18 protein-coding genes are annotated in these 18,273 nt (G+C 69.4%); 13 read left to right on the top strand and 5 right to left on the bottom strand.

Annotation, left to right across the window (positions count from 1 at the left end):
* Positions 1–78 precede the first annotated feature (78 nt).
* Positions 79–591, top strand: coding sequence for a hypothetical protein (locus tag ACRYR2_RS22010; protein WP_432565033.1), 513 nt, complete (start codon positions 79–81; stop codon positions 589–591).
* Positions 592–623: 32 nt separating this feature from the next.
* Here the strand turns inward: ACRYR2_RS22010 and ACRYR2_RS22005 are convergent, their stop codons facing one another.
* The 4 genes from ACRYR2_RS22005 to ACRYR2_RS21990 all read right to left on the bottom strand — a co-directional run bounded on the left by ACRYR2_RS22005 (position 624) and on the right by ACRYR2_RS21990 (position 3,861).
* A complete protein-coding gene (locus tag ACRYR2_RS22005; RefSeq protein WP_432565032.1) occupies positions 624–1,145 on the bottom strand; it encodes a hypothetical protein in 522 nt (173 codons plus the stop codon).
* Positions 1,146–1,333: 188 nt separating this feature from the next.
* Positions 1,334–2,527 (bottom strand): DUF6545 domain-containing protein, encoded by a 1,194-nt coding sequence (locus ACRYR2_RS22000; RefSeq protein ID WP_432565031.1) that lies wholly within the window; start codon positions 2,525–2,527, stop codon positions 1,334–1,336.
* The gene (locus ACRYR2_RS21995) at positions 2,524–3,210 is read right to left on the bottom strand and encodes a hypothetical protein (protein ID WP_432565030.1); all 687 of its coding nucleotides are present in this window, start codon (positions 3,208–3,210) and stop codon (positions 2,524–2,526) included. The genes ACRYR2_RS22000 and ACRYR2_RS21995 overlap by 4 nt, the downstream gene beginning before the upstream one ends.
* A gap of 156 nt (positions 3,211–3,366) precedes the next feature.
* Positions 3,367–3,861 (bottom strand): helix-turn-helix domain-containing protein, encoded by a 495-nt coding sequence (locus ACRYR2_RS21990; RefSeq protein ID WP_432565029.1) that lies wholly within the window; start codon positions 3,859–3,861, stop codon positions 3,367–3,369.
* 400 nt (positions 3,862–4,261) lie between these two features.
* Between ACRYR2_RS21990 and ACRYR2_RS21985 the strand changes: the two genes are divergently transcribed.
* Entirely contained in the window at positions 4,262–6,199 is a 1,938-nt protein-coding gene (locus ACRYR2_RS21985; protein ID WP_432565028.1) for a glycoside hydrolase family 26 protein, read from the top strand.
* Between the two features lie 51 nt (positions 6,200–6,250).
* Here the strand turns inward: ACRYR2_RS21985 and ACRYR2_RS21980 are convergent, their stop codons facing one another.
* Positions 6,251–6,559, bottom strand: a complete 309-nt coding sequence (locus tag ACRYR2_RS21980) for a hypothetical protein (protein WP_432565027.1) — start codon at positions 6,557–6,559, stop codon at positions 6,251–6,253.
* A gap of 116 nt (positions 6,560–6,675) precedes the next feature.
* Here ACRYR2_RS21980 and ACRYR2_RS21975 point away from each other — a divergent pair, with 116 nt between their 5' ends.
* From ACRYR2_RS21975 to ACRYR2_RS21925, 11 genes are all read left to right on the top strand, one after another.
* Positions 6,676–6,873: a hypothetical protein gene (locus ACRYR2_RS21975; RefSeq protein WP_432565026.1), complete on the top strand. Its 198-nt coding sequence runs from the start codon at positions 6,676–6,678 to the stop codon at positions 6,871–6,873.
* Positions 6,874–7,725, top strand: a complete 852-nt coding sequence (locus ACRYR2_RS21970; RefSeq protein ID WP_432565025.1) for a type IV secretion system protein — start codon at positions 6,874–6,876, stop codon at positions 7,723–7,725.
* A 2-nt stretch (positions 7,726–7,727) separates the two neighbouring features.
* Positions 7,728–8,141 carry a PrgI family protein gene (locus ACRYR2_RS21965; RefSeq protein WP_432565024.1) on the top strand — a complete coding sequence of 138 codons (414 nt, stop codon included), beginning with the start codon at positions 7,728–7,730 and terminating at the stop codon, positions 8,139–8,141.
* On the top strand, positions 8,125–10,497 hold the full coding sequence (locus ACRYR2_RS21960; protein ID WP_432565023.1) for a VirB4-like conjugal transfer ATPase, CD1110 family: 2,373 nt from the start codon (positions 8,125–8,127) through the stop codon (positions 10,495–10,497). The genes ACRYR2_RS21965 and ACRYR2_RS21960 overlap by 17 nt, the downstream gene beginning before the upstream one ends.
* Before the next feature lies 1 nt (position 10,498).
* A complete protein-coding gene (locus ACRYR2_RS21955) occupies positions 10,499–12,115 on the top strand; it encodes an NlpC/P60 family protein (protein ID WP_432565022.1) in 1,617 nt (538 codons plus the stop codon).
* Positions 12,112–12,789 (top strand): hypothetical protein, encoded by a 678-nt coding sequence (locus ACRYR2_RS21950; protein ID WP_432565021.1) that lies wholly within the window; start codon positions 12,112–12,114, stop codon positions 12,787–12,789. The genes ACRYR2_RS21955 and ACRYR2_RS21950 overlap by 4 nt, the downstream gene beginning before the upstream one ends.
* A gap of 23 nt (positions 12,790–12,812) precedes the next feature.
* Positions 12,813–14,537: a MinD/ParA family ATP-binding protein gene (locus ACRYR2_RS21945; protein ID WP_432565020.1), complete on the top strand. Its 1,725-nt coding sequence runs from the start codon at positions 12,813–12,815 to the stop codon at positions 14,535–14,537.
* A gap of 267 nt (positions 14,538–14,804) precedes the next feature.
* Positions 14,805–15,080 (top strand): hypothetical protein, encoded by a 276-nt coding sequence (locus ACRYR2_RS21940; protein WP_432565019.1) that lies wholly within the window; start codon positions 14,805–14,807, stop codon positions 15,078–15,080.
* A 245-nt stretch (positions 15,081–15,325) separates the two neighbouring features.
* The gene (locus ACRYR2_RS21935; RefSeq protein ID WP_432565018.1) at positions 15,326–15,574 is read left to right on the top strand and encodes a hypothetical protein; all 249 of its coding nucleotides are present in this window, start codon (positions 15,326–15,328) and stop codon (positions 15,572–15,574) included.
* A 1,324-nt stretch (positions 15,575–16,898) separates the two neighbouring features.
* Positions 16,899–17,402 carry a hypothetical protein gene (locus ACRYR2_RS21930; protein ID WP_432565017.1) on the top strand — a complete coding sequence of 168 codons (504 nt, stop codon included), beginning with the start codon at positions 16,899–16,901 and terminating at the stop codon, positions 17,400–17,402.
* Positions 17,403–17,449: 47 nt separating this feature from the next.
* Entirely contained in the window at positions 17,450–17,863 is a 414-nt protein-coding gene (locus ACRYR2_RS21925; protein ID WP_432565016.1) for a hypothetical protein, read from the top strand.
* The last annotated feature ends 410 nt before the right edge of the window (positions 17,864–18,273 follow it).

The following is an 18,273-nucleotide window of genomic DNA, read 5'->3' as shown; positions in this document are numbered from 1 at the left end:
GAACCGTGAAAGCCACCACGGCGTCCATCTAGAAGCGGCCTCCTCGTGGGCCGCTGTTCACGCAGAGAGGCGTCAGACATGAACCGTCGACAGGCACTCACCGCGCTCACCACCACCGGCCTCACCGGCACCGCGGGGCTGGTGTTCGCCGACGCCGCCGCCGCCTACCCCCCGCCCGTCGGGACGGTCCTGACCACCGTTCTCGACGAGACGCGAGTCCAGCACGGAGCCATCAGCTACGCCGCAGCCCTGCGCGTCATCTCGACGGGCAGGGACGACGTCCTGGGCCGCACCGCATGGCAGGTCCGCTGGGGTGTCGACATCGTCAACCACAGCAAGGACCAACGAACCGTCTTCTACACCAACACGCGGGGGATCTGGCATCGTCGCACCGGATTCCAGCACCACTCCGACGACCCGGAGCGGCGCTGGACCATCGGTGGGCACCGCAGCATCACCAAGTGGTTCGGTGGGCGTTGGGCTGCCGGCCAGGAGTCGAACTTCACCGCGGCTGGGGTGCTGCGCTACGGAACGCTGCCGAACGGCAACGCCACCGTGGCTCAGTGGCAGTCGGACGGCGTTCCGACGTGATGCCTGCTACGTCGCGGCCAAGCTGTTCTGCTTCATCGAAGCCCTAGGTAAACGGCTGCGGTGATGCTGCCGCCGATCACGCCGCCCAGGAGCATCTGCCCGAGGGTGTGGTGACGCAGTTTCCGGCGTGACCAGCCGGTGGCGGCCAGAGCGGGGACGCCTACGAGGAGGGCCGTCGGCCCGTACATCGCAGTGGTGACGACGACTCCACCGGCGAGGCAGCCGACGTGGATCGAGAGCTTGGTCCAGAAGTGGTTGACGGCCAAGAAGGCGGGCACGGAGGCGATGGGCGCCCACACCGCGGCCGTCATCGCGTCGGGTGCGTCCAGGAAGTGCAGGCCGGTCAGACCCAGCACGCACGAGGTCAGGCCGAACAGGATCGGCACGGTGCGCTGGTGACGTTGGCTGACGTCACGGTCACTCCAGCGGCCGCGGGCTGCGCCCCAGCGTACGAACAGGTCTGGCACCAGTGCCGTCATGCCTGCTGTCCAGGCCGCCAGCCCCACCGCGCCGCGCGTGGTGGTGCAGGAGTCGAAGGCGACGAGGGTCTGCACCACGGCCATCACGCGCGAGGGAGAGGTGATCTCGGAGACCAGCCGGGCCAAGGCATCGGGGCGAGAGCCGTCAGGTGGGTCGAGAGGAGCCAACCGGGAGGTCAGACCGGCGGCGGTGTTGCTGGACAGGGCGCTCTCCGCAGGAGTCGTAGGTGGGACGACGGTGGCCGAGGTCAGAGGCAGGCGGCTCACGGGGTGCTCGCACGCCTGCTGAGACCGGAGGCGGTCTGATCGGTCTCGGCGGCATCGGCTAGGTCAAGCGCGTCCGGCCAGGACGAAGCCAGGCGCTGCAGCATGGCCCGGTCGTCGTGGCGTGGAGTGCTGTGTCTGGAGTGCAGCGGGGCGGCGCCGTCCAAGCGACGGCGACGGGCGAGTTCGAGGACTGCGGCGGCGATCAGGGCGTCATCGTCGCGCAGCCGGGACAGCGCGGCGCGGACCGCGGTGGCGTCGCTGGGGTCGATCCAGTCCCGCAGATCGGTGATGGCGTCGCGCATGGTGGTCTCGCGGGTGCTGAGGACCAGGTCGGGGGACAGGACGGTCAACCCGACGCCGGCGTTGGGGGCGGCCTTGCGCAGGGCGGTAGTGATCGGGCGCAGGTGACGGGCGCGGGTCAGGTCGGCGGTGGCGGCGGTGAGGGTGGCGAACCAGCCGTGCTGCGGAGTGAAGCGGGAGCGCCAGCAGCCGTAGGACATGGCAACAGCGATGACGAGGACGGCGATGTTGGTCGCGGCATCGGCCAGCCGCGGCAGGTAGTCCCCGGCGAGGTCAGCGACCATGACCAGCTTGCACACCGCGTAGACGCTGCCCGCGATGGTGCCCACAGCCAGGAAGTTCAGGCCGGCGCGTCGGTCGCTGGGCTCGGGGTGATGGGCGCGGAAGTTCAGCCAGGTCGTCGTGAACGGAACGCAGGTGGTGAAGAAGAAGGCCAGGAACAACGACCAGTAGACGAGGCCGGCGGGGCCGCCCAGCCCCTCGGTCATGGCGACCGTGGCGTAGGGGTCGGAGGAGACAGCAACGCAGCCGATCATCGCCGCAGCCAGCAGAGGCGTGCAGCGGCGCACCCGGCGAAGGGCGCTCGGGGGCCGGTGGCGGGGGCGGGCACGACGCAGATCCTCGGTGGCGGCGATGCCACCGGCCAGGCTCACCAAGGCGATGAGGTGCTTGGCGAGGCCCGCCAGCCAGTTCCAGCCGGTGTGCTCGGTGACCGCGGCGGCCACGCCGTTGATGTTCAGCATCAGCGCAAGGGCGCCGGCGCCGATGATGACGAGCATCCGCAGCGACTTCTCCCCGTCGGTGCCGTTACGGCGCCCAGCCCACACCGCACGGGCGATGAACCACAGCGACAAGACCAAGGCGACGTCAGAAGCGATCTTGACGATCACGCGCGGCCCGCCTCCGGGCTGGCCTCGGTGTCGCACCCCAGCATCCGCTTAAGACGCGCGTCGAGCAGAGCCGTGCCCTCGAACGGCTTGGACGGGTTGGTCGGAGTCAACCGGCGCCGCATCATCGTGGCCAGCAGCTCGGTCTCGCGCTCCTCAGCCAGCAACCAGTCACCGCGAGCCTTGACCATCGGGCGTGCGTTGACGATCCGCTGCTGGGCTGCGCTGTCGAAGCCGTGGAGGCGCTGAGCCAGCAGGGCGCAGTCGGTCTTCAAGAGCATGTGCGCGATCTCGTGGAGAACGTCGTGCTCACGGGTGTCGAAGTTCGATGCTTCGTCGATGAGCAGGAGGTCGTGGTCATCGAGGGCGACCCAGGCCGCCCGCGCGTCGTCACGGCCGGCCTTGGTGCAGATCAGTGACCGAGGGACCAGGTGGACGATGACCTCACGGTGGTGACGCTCCTGCATGAGGTCGAGCAGGTCAGCCAGCGTCGCGTCCCCGGGCAGATCGAGGCCTTGAACTAACGGCCGGTGTCGCCACCAGTTCGGCACGTCGCGGGCCTGCAGACGCAGCAGCAGCAGGCGGTCGTGCAGGCGACGCCGCAGCGACTTGGCCGGCAGACCATGGTCTTGACCGGTCGAGGCAACCGTGGAGCGGCGAGGGTGAAGCAGCGTGCCGTGGATCATGGAGCGGGGGTCTCCTTGGAGTCTGGCAAGACTCAGGGAGTATGCACACGCTGTGCCGAGATCGTGAAACGGCCCACCCCGCGGAGCATTGATTCAATGCGCAAGTACCGGGCAGCGAGTGAGGCAGCCATCCCGTTGATCTTGCGGTGAAGGCGATCACTCGTCCGAGTCTTGCCGCGACTCCCTGTCGGTATTACCTGTATTTGTGCGAGAGCGGGGACGGTAGGGGTTCTTGGCGCGCAGGGTCTCGATGGACTCCAGGCCCTCGATCGCGCTACGCAGGAGCCGGATGCTCTCGGTGTCCATGCGGGAGGCGCGTAGGGCGATGTCCTTGACGCCCTTGTCGCGCATGGCCAGTAGCAGGTCGAACTCGGCGTGGATGCGCTCCACCTCTTCGTCGTCGCCGACGAAGTATTTGGGGCTGATGCCAAAGAAGCGTGCGATAGCGGTGATTTGCTCCAGGCCCGGGTTTCGACTGGCGCCGTTGCGCAATCGGGAAAGGTGTTGCTGTGTGACGGCAACGGGGCCGACTTTGGCCGTCCCTTCGGCAACCTCGGTCAAACTGAATTGTCGACCGTCAGGGTGAAGAATCTCCTGGAACAGCTTGTCGAGGCGTTCGGCAAAAACCCCGCGATCGTCCACGGGTGCCATGAAGCCTCCAAGCAGGGTCGAGTGCGACGGGAGCCCACAGCCTAGGACTCGCTGCAGCTACCGGGGTCGCGTTGTCGTGATCACACACAAGTGTGTGGAGATGACGTACAGTCTCCAACGCCTTGATGTGTAGACCTGTCTACGCGTGAGGGCGTACGAGTCGCGTGCGGCTCGTGGACGGTGGTGGACCAGAACGGGGGTTCCAGCCCACCACCTAGGTCTCAGAGGGACAGGAGAGCGCAACCGGCATCCATCGACCGGTCGCGCCTTCCTCACGACGGGTGGGGCTGCAACCCCATCTCGTCGTGCCACCTGAGACCTGCTCACCGTCCCCCGGCGGACGTCGTTGCCGCGTCAGCCGTCGGGGGGCGTCCATCCATCTGAGCAGAAGGAGCCAGTGGTGACACCTCCCACCCCGCACAGCACCCGCTCGCGATCCCGCCGGACCCTCGCCGCCGCAGCAGCGATGACCGGCTTCCTCCTGGCCGCGCAGCCGCTGACCGCCTCGGCCGCAAGCACCGACGAGGCCAAGATGACGACCTCGAACGACTGGCTTGACGTGTCGGTCACCGGCAGCGACGACTCCACCCGCCTGTTCACCGCCGGGGTCCCCGGCGGGGGCACGATGCTGACCTTCTTCCAGATGCCTTCCGGCGATGGGGCGACCCCCAAGGCCCGGGAGCTGACCTTGACCGTTGAAGGGGAGGCCGTAGCCGCCGGCGCGGCCTCGCTCAAGGACGGCGCGATGGTGCCCAGCGCCGATGCCGACCTGGAGCAGACGCAGGCCGACGGGGAGACCACCGTCACCGTCGAGGCGACCAACACCTCCCAGACGGTCTTCCTCCTGCCCGAGCAGGCTCCCCGTGCGGCCGACCCGGACGACCAGGGCTGGGTCTCGATGGTCTGGGGTCAGCTCCTGGACAAGATCGGGCTGGGTGGGGACGAGGACTCCAGTGCCGAGGAGACGACGGACGACGAAGCCGACGCAGAGAGCGGGGAGGACTCGACGCCTGAGCCCTCCCCGTCCAGCACCGCCAACTCCTCGACGTCGACCAGCTCTGCGACCTCGACCAGCTCGGACGGCGCCGAAGACCAGGCGCAGTCCAAGGACGAGGACGCCGAGAGCGTTCCGACGGCCACGGCGACCACGTCCCCTTCGTCGAGCACCACCTCGCCGGGTGCGGACGGCGATGACGACACCGAGGCCGCCGAGGGCGGCGAGATGTGCGTGGTGACCCCGAGCACCAGTGCCGTTGACGAGGGTGGGCAGGCCGAGGACTACGCCGTCAGTGACGGCCCCACCGCGGCCCCCACGTTCAGCGAGGAGGTGCGCCAGAAGGCCGCAGCCGCCGCGTCGGAGTGCGGCGGCGACGACTCCGACGACTCCGACGATGACTCCACCGAGTCGACCGAGTCGTCGGGCTCGTCGAGCGGCATCACCCGCGCCGACGTAGCCGACGGCGACTGGCTCTCCGGTGCCTCCGGCAACCCGGACGGCATCGCCAAGCTGCGCGGCGCCGAGGCCGAGGTCGCCACGACCTGGGCCAACGGTGGCACCAACGGCATCGACGTCCCGCAGCTGCAGGACGGCGGAGAGTACAGCCAGGCCAACTGGAACAAGTCGCTGATCGTGTCGGTCTCCCCCTTCGAGGAGGGTGGCTCGTGGGCCAAGGCCGCAGCCGGCGACTACGACGCGAACTGGAAGAAGCAGCTCACCAACATCAAGAACGGCTGGGGTGAGCGTGACGGGGAGCTGTTCGTGTCCTTGGCCTGGGAGCTGAACGGCAACTGGTTCGCGTGGTCGGTCACCGCCGGCGAGACCGACGACATGCGCGCGGCGTGGTCGAGGTACCGCAAGCTGCAGAAGGAGATCCTGCCCCAGGCGCTGCTGACCTTGACGATGAACCGTGAGAGCAACGGCTACGACGGCAACTCCGCCGACCTCATCGTCAAGGGCGACCTGGACGTCTATGGGGTGGACTACTACAACCACTACCCCTACGCCGCGACCACCGCAGAGTTCGAGGCCGGCCTGAACGAGCGCGACGGCGGCGGCGGGCCGAAGGGCCTGGAAGCGCACCGCCAGGAGGCCGAGGACGCCGGCGTGCCGATGGCCCTGCCGGAGTGGAACGGCAGCGCCAAGAACGGCGACTCGCCCGACTTCATCGAGGGCATGTACGAGGAGTTCGCCCAGCACGCCGGCCCCGGAGCCGGTCAGGTCGTCGCGGAGACGATCTTCGAGATCGACAAGGACGACAACAACTGGGCCCTGCTCGGCGACACGCGGATGCCGAAGTCGGCTGCCGCCTACGCCGAGGCGTTCAGCGACGTCGGCTGAGCTAGGCGGGGCGTGGGTCGCTGGCCCACGCCCCGTGCCGGCGGCTGGCCGTCAGCTGAGGCGCTGCAGGAAGTAGGTCAAGACCTCGCGCAGCGGCGCGAACGATGCGCTGTAGAGCACACGCTGACCCTGCTGCCGCTTCTCCGGGCGAGGGGAGCCGGTGACGAGGTGAACACCTTCGAGCGCGGCTAGATCACGGTGCAAGGACCCGCTGCCCTGAGGCGGAAGCAACTGAGCCAGGTCGACGACGGCCAGCGGCTCCGGGGAGGCGGCCAGGACGCGGAAGACCTCGAAGCGGCGACCGTTCAGGGTGTTCAAGACGTCGACCGGGTCGATCGACTCACGCGCAGGGGAAGACACGAGGGAACTCTACCTCTTGCGCCACTCGCTTACGCTTTGCAACAAGCGCAAGCGACTGTTAATGTCCGTAAGGCAGGGGCCAGTCATCGGCCCCGCAACCACTGGAGGGTCACGAAATGCTCGACTCGGTTCTCGATCTCATCGTCAAGTTCGCCACCATCGGCGGCGGCCTGTGGCTGGTCTGGGGCGTCATCGTCCTTGCCGGCGGCCTCAAAGACAACAATGGCCCGCAGAGCCAGGCCGGCATCTGGCAGATCGTCGGCGGCGGGCTGATCATCGCCGCGGCGCAGCTGTTCAACCAAATCGCGCTGTGAATGGACGGCATCATCCGCACGATGCTGAACCTCCTGACTCAAGGAGGCTTCGGCAACGTCAGCAAGGACCTGCTGCTCAGCCCTGACCAGTACAACTCCTCGCTCTACCAGGCCGCGGTCACACTGCACGAAACGGCCGTTCTGCCCGTCACTGCGGTGGTCCTGTCGATCGTGTCGGTCCTGGCGATTTCGACCGGCGCCACCCGGATGGACATGGGAGACCAGCAGCTCGGAGTCCGGATGATCGCCGCGGCGATGTTCCGCATCGCCATCGTCATCACCATCACACAGAACGCGCTCCACATCCTCAAGGCCATCGACGAGATCGTCCGCGAGGTGACCGTGGCCGCCAACAACGTCAACTTCGGCGGCGGCGGCTCCTCCGGAACGCGTGTGGGAGAGGAGCTTTCTGACCAGATCGGATCGCTGGGCCTCAGCGACAAGCTCGTCGTGATCATCCTGCTGCTGATCCCCTTCCTGCTGGCCACCATCGTCTCGGCCCTGACCACCGTGCTGATCTTCGTGCGCTTCCTGCAGCTGTACGTGATGACCTGCTTCGTCTCCCTGCCAGTGGCCTTCTGGGGGATGGAGGAAACGAAGGACATTCCCTACGGATACGTCAAGTCCTACGCGTCGACCGCATTCCAGGGGGCGGTACTGCTGATCTCGTTGAAGATGTACCAGGCCCTCATGGCGAGCTGGGCGTCTGACGGAATGAAGATCAATGCCGACTCCGACGTCATGGACCTGGTGGTCAACAACCTCGGACAGTTCTTCGTCGGGCCGCTCGTGCTGGCGGGCGTGATCTTCGGAGCCTCCACCCTTTCCAAGAAGATCATCGGAGACCGGTAGTCATGGCCTTGGAGATGAAGGTCTACGGCGAAATTCGAGCCTTCGAGGCAAAAGTCATCGCCCGTCTCAGCTGGCGGCAGATGATCTCGGTACTGGCGGCGGCTCCGCTTCTCGCTCTCAGTTCGGTGCTGCTGTGGTTCCACGCGCGCGAGGCCATCGTCTACGTCGATTTCATCATCATGCTTCCCTTCGCCGCCTGGGGATGGTGGCGACCGAGAGAACTGAAACCCGAAAAGTTCTTTCCCTACATCTACCAGCGTTACGCAGGAAAGAAGGTCCTCCGCTATGAGTTCCACGAACGTCAGGCCCCGGGACGCGCTGGCCGTGACCGAGGCCGCAAGCGGGCAGTCCGCCGCGCTGTCCGTGATCTCGAGCGAGGCATCGGGCTCCACTGGCACCGTGCACCCCGCCGGTAGGTTCGGCAAGCTGCGCAAGTGGCGGCTGGGCCGACGCAACGACGACCAACCACAGCGCCGCCACTCCCCCCGCTCCACCCAGAGCGTCCTGGCCTACGAGGCGATGCTGGACAACGGGGTGGCCTGGCTGGGAGACGAGTCGTGGTCGGTCACCGCCGAGATCGGTGACATCTCCTACACGGCCGCTCCCCAGGAGGTCCAGGAGAAGATCCTCAACCGGTGGGCGCGCTGGCTGAACTCCTTCAGCCCCAACGTCGAAGTCCAGCAGTCCGTGGTCAACACCCAGGTCGAGTCCGACGCCTTCGGTCGGATGTCTCGGATGCAGCTGACCGGCGACGACGACGACGAGTGGCGCGAGGAGTTCAACAAGCACACTCGTCACAAGCTCTCGGCCAGCCGCGGCAACGTCCTGACCGGCCGCTACCTGACCTTCACCCTCACCCACGAGCCCGACGCCGGCGCAGCCCAGCAACGGCTGGCGGCCGTCATCAACGAGACCGCGACCGTGCTGCGCAACATCGGGTGCGAGGTGCGACGGCTGGAGCGGGCCGAGCGACTGGAGCTGCTGAGCGGCCTGGTGCGTCCCGGCGCCGCCTTCCAGTGGGACGAGCAGGACCTGGCCGGCAAGAAGACCAGCAGCCGCGACCTGATCGCCCCCTGGACGGTGCAGGACAACCTCGACCACCTGGTCTTGACCAGCGATGGCCGCCAGACCTTCCACACGACGATCTGGCTGCGCCGCCTACCGGCATGGCTCAGCGACCGGGTCGTGGCCGACCTGGCCGACGTGCGCGGTGACCTGGTGATCACCACGCACCTGCGCAGCTACGACGCCGCCGAAGGGCTGGACCTGGTCAACGGGCAGATCGCCAACCTGGAGATGCAGTACCTCGACGAGGTCAAGAAGGCCAAGAAGGCCAACTACAGCCTCGACCTCATCCCCCACGTCCTGACCAAGGCCCGCGAGGACGCCCTGGAGCTGCGCAAAGACCTGGAGGGCAGCAACCAGCGCCTGTGGTCCACCCAGACGTGCATCGGGCTCAGCGCTCCCAGCAAGGAAGCCCTCGACGCGCTCAGGGAGAAGGTGACCACCAAGCTGCGCGGGCACAGCTGCACCGGGGAGGTGGTGTCGTGGATGTGCCTGGACGGGCTGCGCACGGTGCTGCCGCTGGGTGCCCGCCGCCTGCCGATGGAGCGGACGCTGACGACCTCCGTGGTGGCGATGATGCACCCGTTCGCCATCCAGGAACTCATGCAGCCCACGGGCTGCTTCTACGGGGTCAACACCAAGAGCGGGAACCCGATCCTGGCCGACCGGACGACGAACGCCAACGGCAACGGCTTCTTCCTGGGCATGAGTGGCTACGGCAAGAGCCAGGCCGCCAAGGCCGAGATCCTGTGGACCTACCTCAACACCGACGACGACATCATCATCATCGACCCCGAGCGGGAGTACCTGGTCGAGACCCAGGCCCTGCACGGTCAGATCATCGGCGTCAGCCCCGGCGGCAGCACGCACATCAACGCCCTGGACATCGACCTCGACACCACCGCCGAGAACCCCATCACCGCCAAGTGCACCTTCGTGCTTCACCTGGTGGGAGCACTGATCGGCGGCGCAGACGGCCTGTCCAGCACCATGAACGGCTGCATCGACCGCAGCACCGCCCGGCTGCTGCGCGCCTACGCCGCCGACCCGGACAACGTGCCGATGCCGACGCTGACCGACCTGCGCGACGACCTGGCCGGCCAGGAGGACCCGGTGGCCCGAGAGCTGGCCGCGGCCCTGGACATCTACACCGACGGCTCCCTGGGAGCCTTCGCCCAGCAGACCAACGTGCAGCTGAACAACCGGCTGACGACCTACGACATCTCCCAGCTGAGCTCGGAGATGAAGGTCATCGGCATGAGCATCATCCTCAACCAGGTCTGGCAACGCGTCACCGCCAACCGCGCCCAGCAACGGCGGACCTGGCTCTACATCGACGAGTTCCACATGATGTTCCGCGTCGACGGCATCGCCCAAGACTTCCTGAACTTCTACCAGGTGGCCCGCAAGTGGGGTCTGATGATGACCGGGATCACCCAGAACATCGAGGAGCTGCTGAACAACGACGTCGCGCGCTACATGATCGGCAACACCGACTTCCTGCTGCTGCTGAACCAGGCCCCCGGCGACGCCGACACGCTGCGGGAGATGCTGCGCATGTCCGAGACGCAGCGCGAGTTCTTCCAGGGCGTCCTGCCCGGCACAGGACTGCTGAAGTCGGGCAACGCCTACATCCCCTTCGACAACCAGATGGTCCAGAGCGGCCCCCTCTACAAGCTGCTGTCCACCAAGTTCGGGGAGCAGTGAGGTGCCCGCCCAGCGCACCACCGAGGAGCTGACGCTCCAGTTCGGTGAGCTGAGCGCCGCCGACCGCGCGCAGCAGGTCCTGCCCCTGCGCGCTGCGGTGACCAGCGCACAGCTCGCAGCCCACCGGCTGCAGAGTCAGGACGACTCCGTCGACCAGACCAGCCAGGACCTGCAGGGCCTGACCAAAGGGCTCCCCTCCCAACTGAAGAAGTGGGGGCGGCCCTCACACCCAGGCTCGACCGCCCCCACCAGCACCTCCCGGGGCGCGGCCCCCACGCTGCGGTTCCGCGAGGAGCGAGCACGTAAGACGCGCCCCGGCACCGCAGAGCGCACCAGCACCCTCAAGGGCGCCAAGCCTGTCCAGAGCGCCACCAAAGGACAGCGGGCAGCCCAGGCCGGCCCTCTAGGCGGCAGCCTGCGCGCCACCAGCATCGTCGGTGCGGGCCAGCGCGCCCGTGCCGCCGAGGCCCTGGCCACCCGCAGCACCGCCACCGCAGCCAAGGACGCCGGCCTGGCGGCCGGCCGCTCGATCACCGCCCGTGCCACGACGGCCGCCGTCAACGCCGTCACGCGCTTCGTGGCCGCAGCCTTGGCGGCCCTCACCGGGGTCTCGGCCTCCACCGTGGTGCTCGTCGCGGCCATCGTGGTCGCCGTCATCGCCGCCATCGCCGTCTTCCTGCCCATGATCAACCAGGCCGCGACCGAGGAACAGGGCAGCATCGGCGGCACCCTGACCGCCCAGTCCGGCGTCCCCGCCAACCTGATCCCGCTCTACAACCAGGCCGGAACGCTGTGCCCGGAGATGCCCGCAGTCCTGCTGGCCGCCCAGGGCAAGCAGGAGTCCGGCTTCAACCCCAACGCCACCTCCCCGGTCGGAGCCCAAGGCATCGCCCAGTTCATGCCCGGAACGTGGGCGACCTGGGGCCAGGACGCTAACGGCGACGGCGTGGCCAGCGTCTTCGACCCCGCCGACGCCATCCAGTCCCAGGCCGCGTTCATGTGCGCCCTGGTGACCCAGATGAGGGACCTCGTCGAGGCCGGCCGCGCCACCGGCGACGTGCAGGTCCTGGCCCTGTCCGCCTACAACGCAGGCCCCGGAGCCGTGGCCAGGTACGGCGGAGTCCCGCCCTACGCCGAGACCCAGGCCTACGCCCCGAAGATCCTGGCCATCGCCGCCGGGTACGGCGCGACCCTCACCAGCGTCGGAACCGGCGACTACGCCGCTGTCATCGACGCCCTGCAGGCCCGGCTGGGCACGCCCTACAGCTGGGGTGGCGGCACCGTCAACGGCCCCTCCCGCGGCTTCGCTCAGGGCGCGAACACGATCGGCTGGGACTGCTCCAGCTTCGTCCAGTACGGCTTCTACCAGGGCACCGGCGGCAAGCTCACCCTGCCGCGCACCGCCCGCGCCCAGGCCGTCGCCCTCCAGCAGTACCAGGTCAACGGCCCCCTGCAACCCGGTGACCTGCTGTTCTACGGCGGAATCGCCTCGGCCAACCACGTCGCCATGTACGTCGGCGACGGAAAAATGATCGAGGAACCCCGCACCGGGCTATCAGCCCGCATCACCACCGCCCGCACCTCCTACTCGCTCGCTGTGAGGGTTCCGCTGCCATGAGCAAGACCACCGCCGCCGTCGCGGCGCTGCTGGCACTGACCATCGCCACCGGCTGCTCCGGCAAAACCGACCAGGCAGAACAGGCCGACGTCCCCACCAGCACCCCGGCCCGCAGCACCAGCACCGCGACGGCCGCGCCCAGCACTCCGGCCTCGACGCCAGCGGCAACGGCAACGGACCAGGCCGCTCAGCCGGGAACCCCGGCCGTCATCCAGCGATGGACACCGGATACCACCCACCTGCCGGCCCTGACGTGGACCGTCGAGGACGACCCGTCCATCGTCGCGGAGAAGTTCGCCCAGGCCAGCTGGCAGATGGACACCACTACCGACACCAGCCCTGTCGATGCCCAGCACCGCTCCGCGACCTTCGCCGCGCCCGAGCTAGCCGAGGCCCTGACCAGCGGCGGCCCGCTGGGCGGCGGGGGCGCAGCCTGGGCCGAGCTGACCGGCCACGCCGGCTGGACGACCGCGCAAGCAGTCGCCCTCAGCGCCGTCGACAACCCCGACACCGCCACCGTGGCGGCCCGTGAGGTCACGGTGACCACCACCGCCCACGGCGCCGACGGCTGGACCAGCACCACCACCTACCCCGAGCAGGTGCTCTACCTAACCCTCTCCCCCGCGCCCGACGGCGGATGGCTCGTCACCGAAACCACGTCCGCGCAGCTGTGATCGACGACCTCGAAGGAGACGCCATGACCATCGACCTGACCACCCTGGAACCGTCGAACACCCACCGATTCGAGGTCGTCGTCGACCCCGACGGCGAGGTGATGCTCACGCTGAACGCACCGGACGCGGACACCAGCAAGGTCTGGGAGTGCCGCGACGTGCAGGCCGCCGAGCGGGTGGCGATGAAGCAGGCCCGCCTGCTGGCCCAGCGCAGCAGCACCCCGCTCACCGTCGTGCTCGCCGCTGACGGCATCGAGCGGACCTTCACCGTGACCGAATCGAGCGCGACCGAGACACAGGCGCCGCCTGCCGACGAGCCCGTCACCGACGGCGGCAACGACGGGGATGGGGACGGTGACGGGCACGTCCCCGCGCAGTCGGCTCCCGCGCCCGAGTCGGTCCTCAACGCCCCAGCCAGCGAGGAAGACCCCGGCTCTGTTGAGGACCTTCCCAGGACCCAGGCACGCCCGACGACGCCGCGACCAAGCGCCGGCTCGCGGCTGCGCACCGCCGCCGCGGCCCTGGACCAGCGCACCGGAACCGCCCCGGACAGCGCCGGCAAGCGGCGCCTGCTCAGGCCGAAGCAGGCGGACCTTCCGCCCCTGAACCTGCCGAAGGCGCCGCCCATCTCCCAGCCCGCCGACGACCTGGAACGCGCCGAGCGTCGGTTCCGACTGCGGCGGCCGCAGATACCCACCGCTGGGCGAGAGGCACAGCCGGTGTCGCCGACCGCGCCTGAGGCCGTGACCCCGCCTCGGCCGCAGACCAGCGAGGCGACGGTGAACCGCACCCTGACCGGGCGGGTGACCTTCCTGCCCGAGCATGACCCGGCCGCGCAGCCAGCCACCCGAGGCTGGCGCGGTGCCCTCAACCTCATGGGCGCGCACCTGCGGCCCGACGAACGCGAACTCGCCTACCGCGCCGACGAGGCGGCCGCCGCCACCACGTGGACCGGACCGCGCACCATCGCCGTCGTCAACGGCAAGGGCGGGGCCGGTAAGACGCCCACCACGGCCATGCTCGCCGCCGTCTTCGCCCACTACGGCAGTTCCACGCTGGCATGGGACAACAACCCCCTGCGCGGCACGCTGGGCTGGCGCACCGAACAGGCCAACCACGAGGCCACCATCCTCGACCTCCTGGAGAACACCGGGCCGCTGGGCGGACCGTCGGCGCGAGCCGCCGACCTCACCGCGTTCCTGCACCACCAGCGCGCCGACCGGTTCGACGTCCTGCGGTCCCAGCCGCGCCGACTGGCCTCCGACCGCCGGGTGCTGGGCCCCGACGTCGACGAGGTCCACCGGATCGTCTCGAAGTTCTACCGCCTGATCGTCATGGACAGCGGCAACGACGAGTCGGACCCGATGTGGCGGGCGATGATCAAGCACACCGACCAGCTCGTCGTGGTCACCACGACCCAGGCTGGTACCGCCGAGGCCGGCGCCCTGCTGCTGGACTCCCTGACCGACCGCGGCGGCCACGGCGCCCAGCTGGCCCGCGACGCCGTCGCGGTCATCACCCAGGCCGACCGCAGCGTCAAGCCCGACGCCCTGCGCGCCATCGAGGCCGGCTACCGGGACCTGGTGGCCCCCGAGCGGGTGGTCACCATCCCCCACGACCCCGGCATGGTCGAGGGGGCGCTGCGCCTGCGCGAACTGCGCGCCGCCACCCAGCGAGCCTGGCTCGCCGCCGCAGCCACCATCGCCCGCGCCATGCCCCAGGACGTCGAAGGCGGCAAGGCCCGATGACACGCACGCTCCCCCCAGTCCTCATCGACCTGGACGACCTCCCCCGCTGACCTTGCTGCCCCTCGCCCCCTTGTGGACGGCGCCGTGCTCCGCAACGGCCGGCCCCGCCCACAAGGGGACGACGAGACCCACCGGTCCGGCTGCACACCGCCAGCAGCGCACCAGCACCCATCGGCTCACCGCCAGTCACCCGCTGGCCGTGCACAGCCTCACGACGCAGGAGCACCAGCACGGCCCGTGCGCGCTCCGCACGCACCAGGAGAAGCGATGCCCGACGAGGACCTGCACGAGGAACTGCGCCGAGGCGTCGAGTGGGACTACGACCTCGCGTTCGACGCCCACGCGCGGGCAATGAAGGAGCTGCGCGTCAGCGAACAGGACCTGGAGGTCGCGCTGACGCTGCCGCACCGCGATCCGATCCGCCAGACGATCGTGGTGCGCTGGTACCAAGCCCGCGCCGTCGAGCACCTGGCCGGCGAGGTGCTGGAACGATGCGGGCAGACCCTGGAGGCCCTGCCCCACACCGCCGGGGAGTCCCGATGAGGTGGCGCGCCTGGTGTGAGTGCGGCTGGCTAGCCGAGGCGTCGACCCCCGACATGGAGACGTCGTTGCAGGCCGCCGAGCACCACATCGAGCACCGGCCACGCCATCGATGCGAGGGCGAGGCGTGGGTCGGACGCGAGGACTCCCCCGGCCAGCCGCACGGATGGGAAACCGTCCTCGATGAGAGCGCGACACGCCGCGCCAGATGCTGCTCAAACGACCCTTTTTTGGGTTGGATCACAGACATGCCCAGGGAGAAGGGGGTCAGCCCCCGCGCACGCCGCTTCACCGAGGACGTCGTGACCCTGCCCCGCGTGACGGCACGACGCGCCGTCGCGGACAAGACCCAGGCCGCACGTCGACGGCTCAACATGCCGTTCAACGCCTACGTGGAGCTGCTGCTGGACCAGGTGCAGCTTGACGCCGAGGGCCGCCCGGTCTTCGTGGAGCCCTCGCTTCCTCAGCAGAAGGAGCTTCCGTTGAAGAGCGCCTAAACGACGAGGGTCCTCCCGCTTGCAGGCGGAAGGACCCTCAGAGTCATCGCGGCCCGGTCCCAGGTCCAGCCAACCATCCGGCCCGCTAGTCACAGGCCCCGCGCTGCGGGTCCTGCCCTTGTCGTGCCGCCTACCCAGCGGCACGACAACCACGGTACCTGAGCACTGCGACGGGCCGCAGCTCTGCGCGCTGGCGATGGACAGCGTGTCGGAACTGCACCCAGCCGACGCAGCGATCAGACCGGACACAAGCAAGGGCCCCGTCGGGACGGCAATCCCAACGAGGCCCGGCCACCCGCGAAGGCAAGTTCGTGAGTGGTCCACCCCCCGAAGACCTAGTTCGGAGAGCGGTCGTGACCAGAGTAAGCACGCGCACGGTGAGGCGTCGAGCGACGCCACGAAGAGACCACCCCCAGGCGGGTGAAGGCCACTCGTAGTGGCCGCCCCGTCGCTGCGCCGTACCCGCACCTCCCGGCGGCGCCAGCGAGCTTCGCAGACCCCTGCGCCGGCGAGCCTACGCGCCGCCCGCGCAGGGCTGGTGCCCCTGCCTGCTCCCGCCTGGGTGCAAGCCGTCGAGGTCCACCCCGACGTCGCTTGCCTGCGCGCCGACGCGCTGCGCACCCTCCAGGCCCTGGTCTGGGCACTGGCTGCCGACGTCCGCCAGGACAAGGACGGGACCACCGCACCGACGTGGGCCGTCCTGGTCAAGCGCACCGGCCGGTCTCGCCGGACTGTCGCCCACTGGCTGGCCTGGCTGCAGGACCGCGCTCTGCTGTTCCGGGCCGAGGCCGGCTCCACCGCCGCGACCCGCCCTGCCTCCTCGACTGTCGAGGGCAACCGCTCGGCGGTTTATCTGCCGACCCGTCGCCAGACCGCCGAGGAGATCGAGGTCAGGCGACGCTCCCGCCGCCCTCGTCGGCGTCCAACCCCGGCCCCTTCGTCGTCGCGGGCCACGACCCCGTCGCGGGCCGCGAGGACCTGGACGGGCCGCGAGGCCGTCCTGACGGTGCACTGCCCGCGCTGCCACGTCGCCCCCGGGACGCCCTGCCACAGGGCGACGGGGACGCGGGTGGCCGCCCACTACGAACGTCACCAGAGCGCCATCGCCCACGGTGCTCGACCCCTCCAGCGCCCTGTGCGCAAAAACCGCACCCCCCACGTTTCTCTCCTCGAAGAGGAGAGAACTGTTAGTAGAGAGAGACTTTCAAACCAACCCCCTAACCCCCACAAGCACATCGAGGCACCGCTGACGACCGCCACCGGACGGCTTCGCCGGGAAGTGCCCGGGAGTCATCGCGGAGGGGCTGGACGGCTGTCGGCCGCAGTGCGTCGACGAGCCCGCCGACTGAGCGAGGATCAGCAAGCCCCATACCTGCAGGCCCTGCTGGGCGTCAGGCCCACCGGGCTGACCCACGCGATCCGAGTAGCCGGGCTGGCCGGGGCCACCCCCGAGCAGGTCCTGCACGCGCTCCGCTTCGGCGTGGACGGGACCCAGCACATCCAGGCCGAAGCCCCGGCAGATCCGGTGGCCGTCCTGGTGTGGCGGCTGCGGCCGTGGGGCATCCTCGTGAGCCTGAACGGCCTGGAGCGGGTGTTCAGCGACGTCGAACGACGCGCCGACCGCCTCGAAGCGATCCGTGACCGGCGGGCCCGCGAGGCCCTGGAGGCCGCGCTGGCCCAGCCGATGCCGGACACCGTCAAGGACCTGGTCGTCGACCTGCGCCGCGCCCGTGAACGACGCCAGGCACAGGCTGAGGTCGAGCTGGACGCGGCGTGCCGCAGTCTGCGTGACCGCTTCCCGATCACGCCGCTGCGAGCCTCGCGGTGATGGCCGCAGCCGGCCGCAGCAGGACCGCCGCCCCGTACGCTGACTCAGTGCCGTTCGACCTGCACACCTACCTGGCCAACTCCGCTCCGTGGCAGGACCGGGGCCCTGACGTCGTGGTGCCAGCCGCCGCAGGCCGGCCGCAGGTAGTCGTGACCGCCCGCTTCCGAGACGGGTACACCGGCCGCGCGCGAGGCATCGCCTACGCCTGGACGTCGAAGGCCGTCGAGGTCCGCTTCCACCACCCCGACGAGGTCGTGCTGAATGCCCCCCGCATCGGCGGCAGCGGGTACAAGGTCTGGCTTCCCATCGCTGACGTCACCACCGACCTTTCGACCCTGCCCGCCCCACCCCGGCTGCATCTTTGGCCCGGCGACGTGGCTCGGTGGGGACCCACCGGCCGCCCGCCCGTTGTAGGTGCGGCTCTGGACGACCGGGACGAAGACGACGAGCTGAAGTGGTGACCGCCTTCTCCAGACGCTCGCGCTGAGGGCTGCCGACAAAGACGGCACCACGGTGGTCGACCACTGTCCGCGTGAACAGGGCTATGGGCGACGGCCGGTGATCTGATTGCGCCGAACAGGTTGCTCGGTATGAACAAGCGCCTCGACGATGAGCCCATGAGCGGCCCAGAGACCGACGAGGAGCGCGCACGCCGCGAGGAGCGCGCACGCCGCGAGGAGCGCGCACGCCGCGCGAAGGCCCCACGCCCTGTGGAGGGCCCACGCCCCGCGAAGGGCCCACGCCCTGTGGAGGGCCCACGCCCCGCGAAGGCCCCACGCCCTGTGGAGGGCCCACGCCCCGCGAAGGGCCCACGCCCTGTGGAGGGCCCACGCCCCGCGAAGGCCCCACGCCCTGTGGAGGGCCCACGCCC

The organism is Kineococcus deserti (assembly GCF_050871945.1).
Classification (GTDB): domain Bacteria; phylum Actinomycetota; class Actinomycetes; order Actinomycetales; family Kineococcaceae; genus Kineococcus.
Note: the sequence above shows the minus strand (reverse complement) of the source record. Positions and strands in the feature narration are given on the sequence as shown.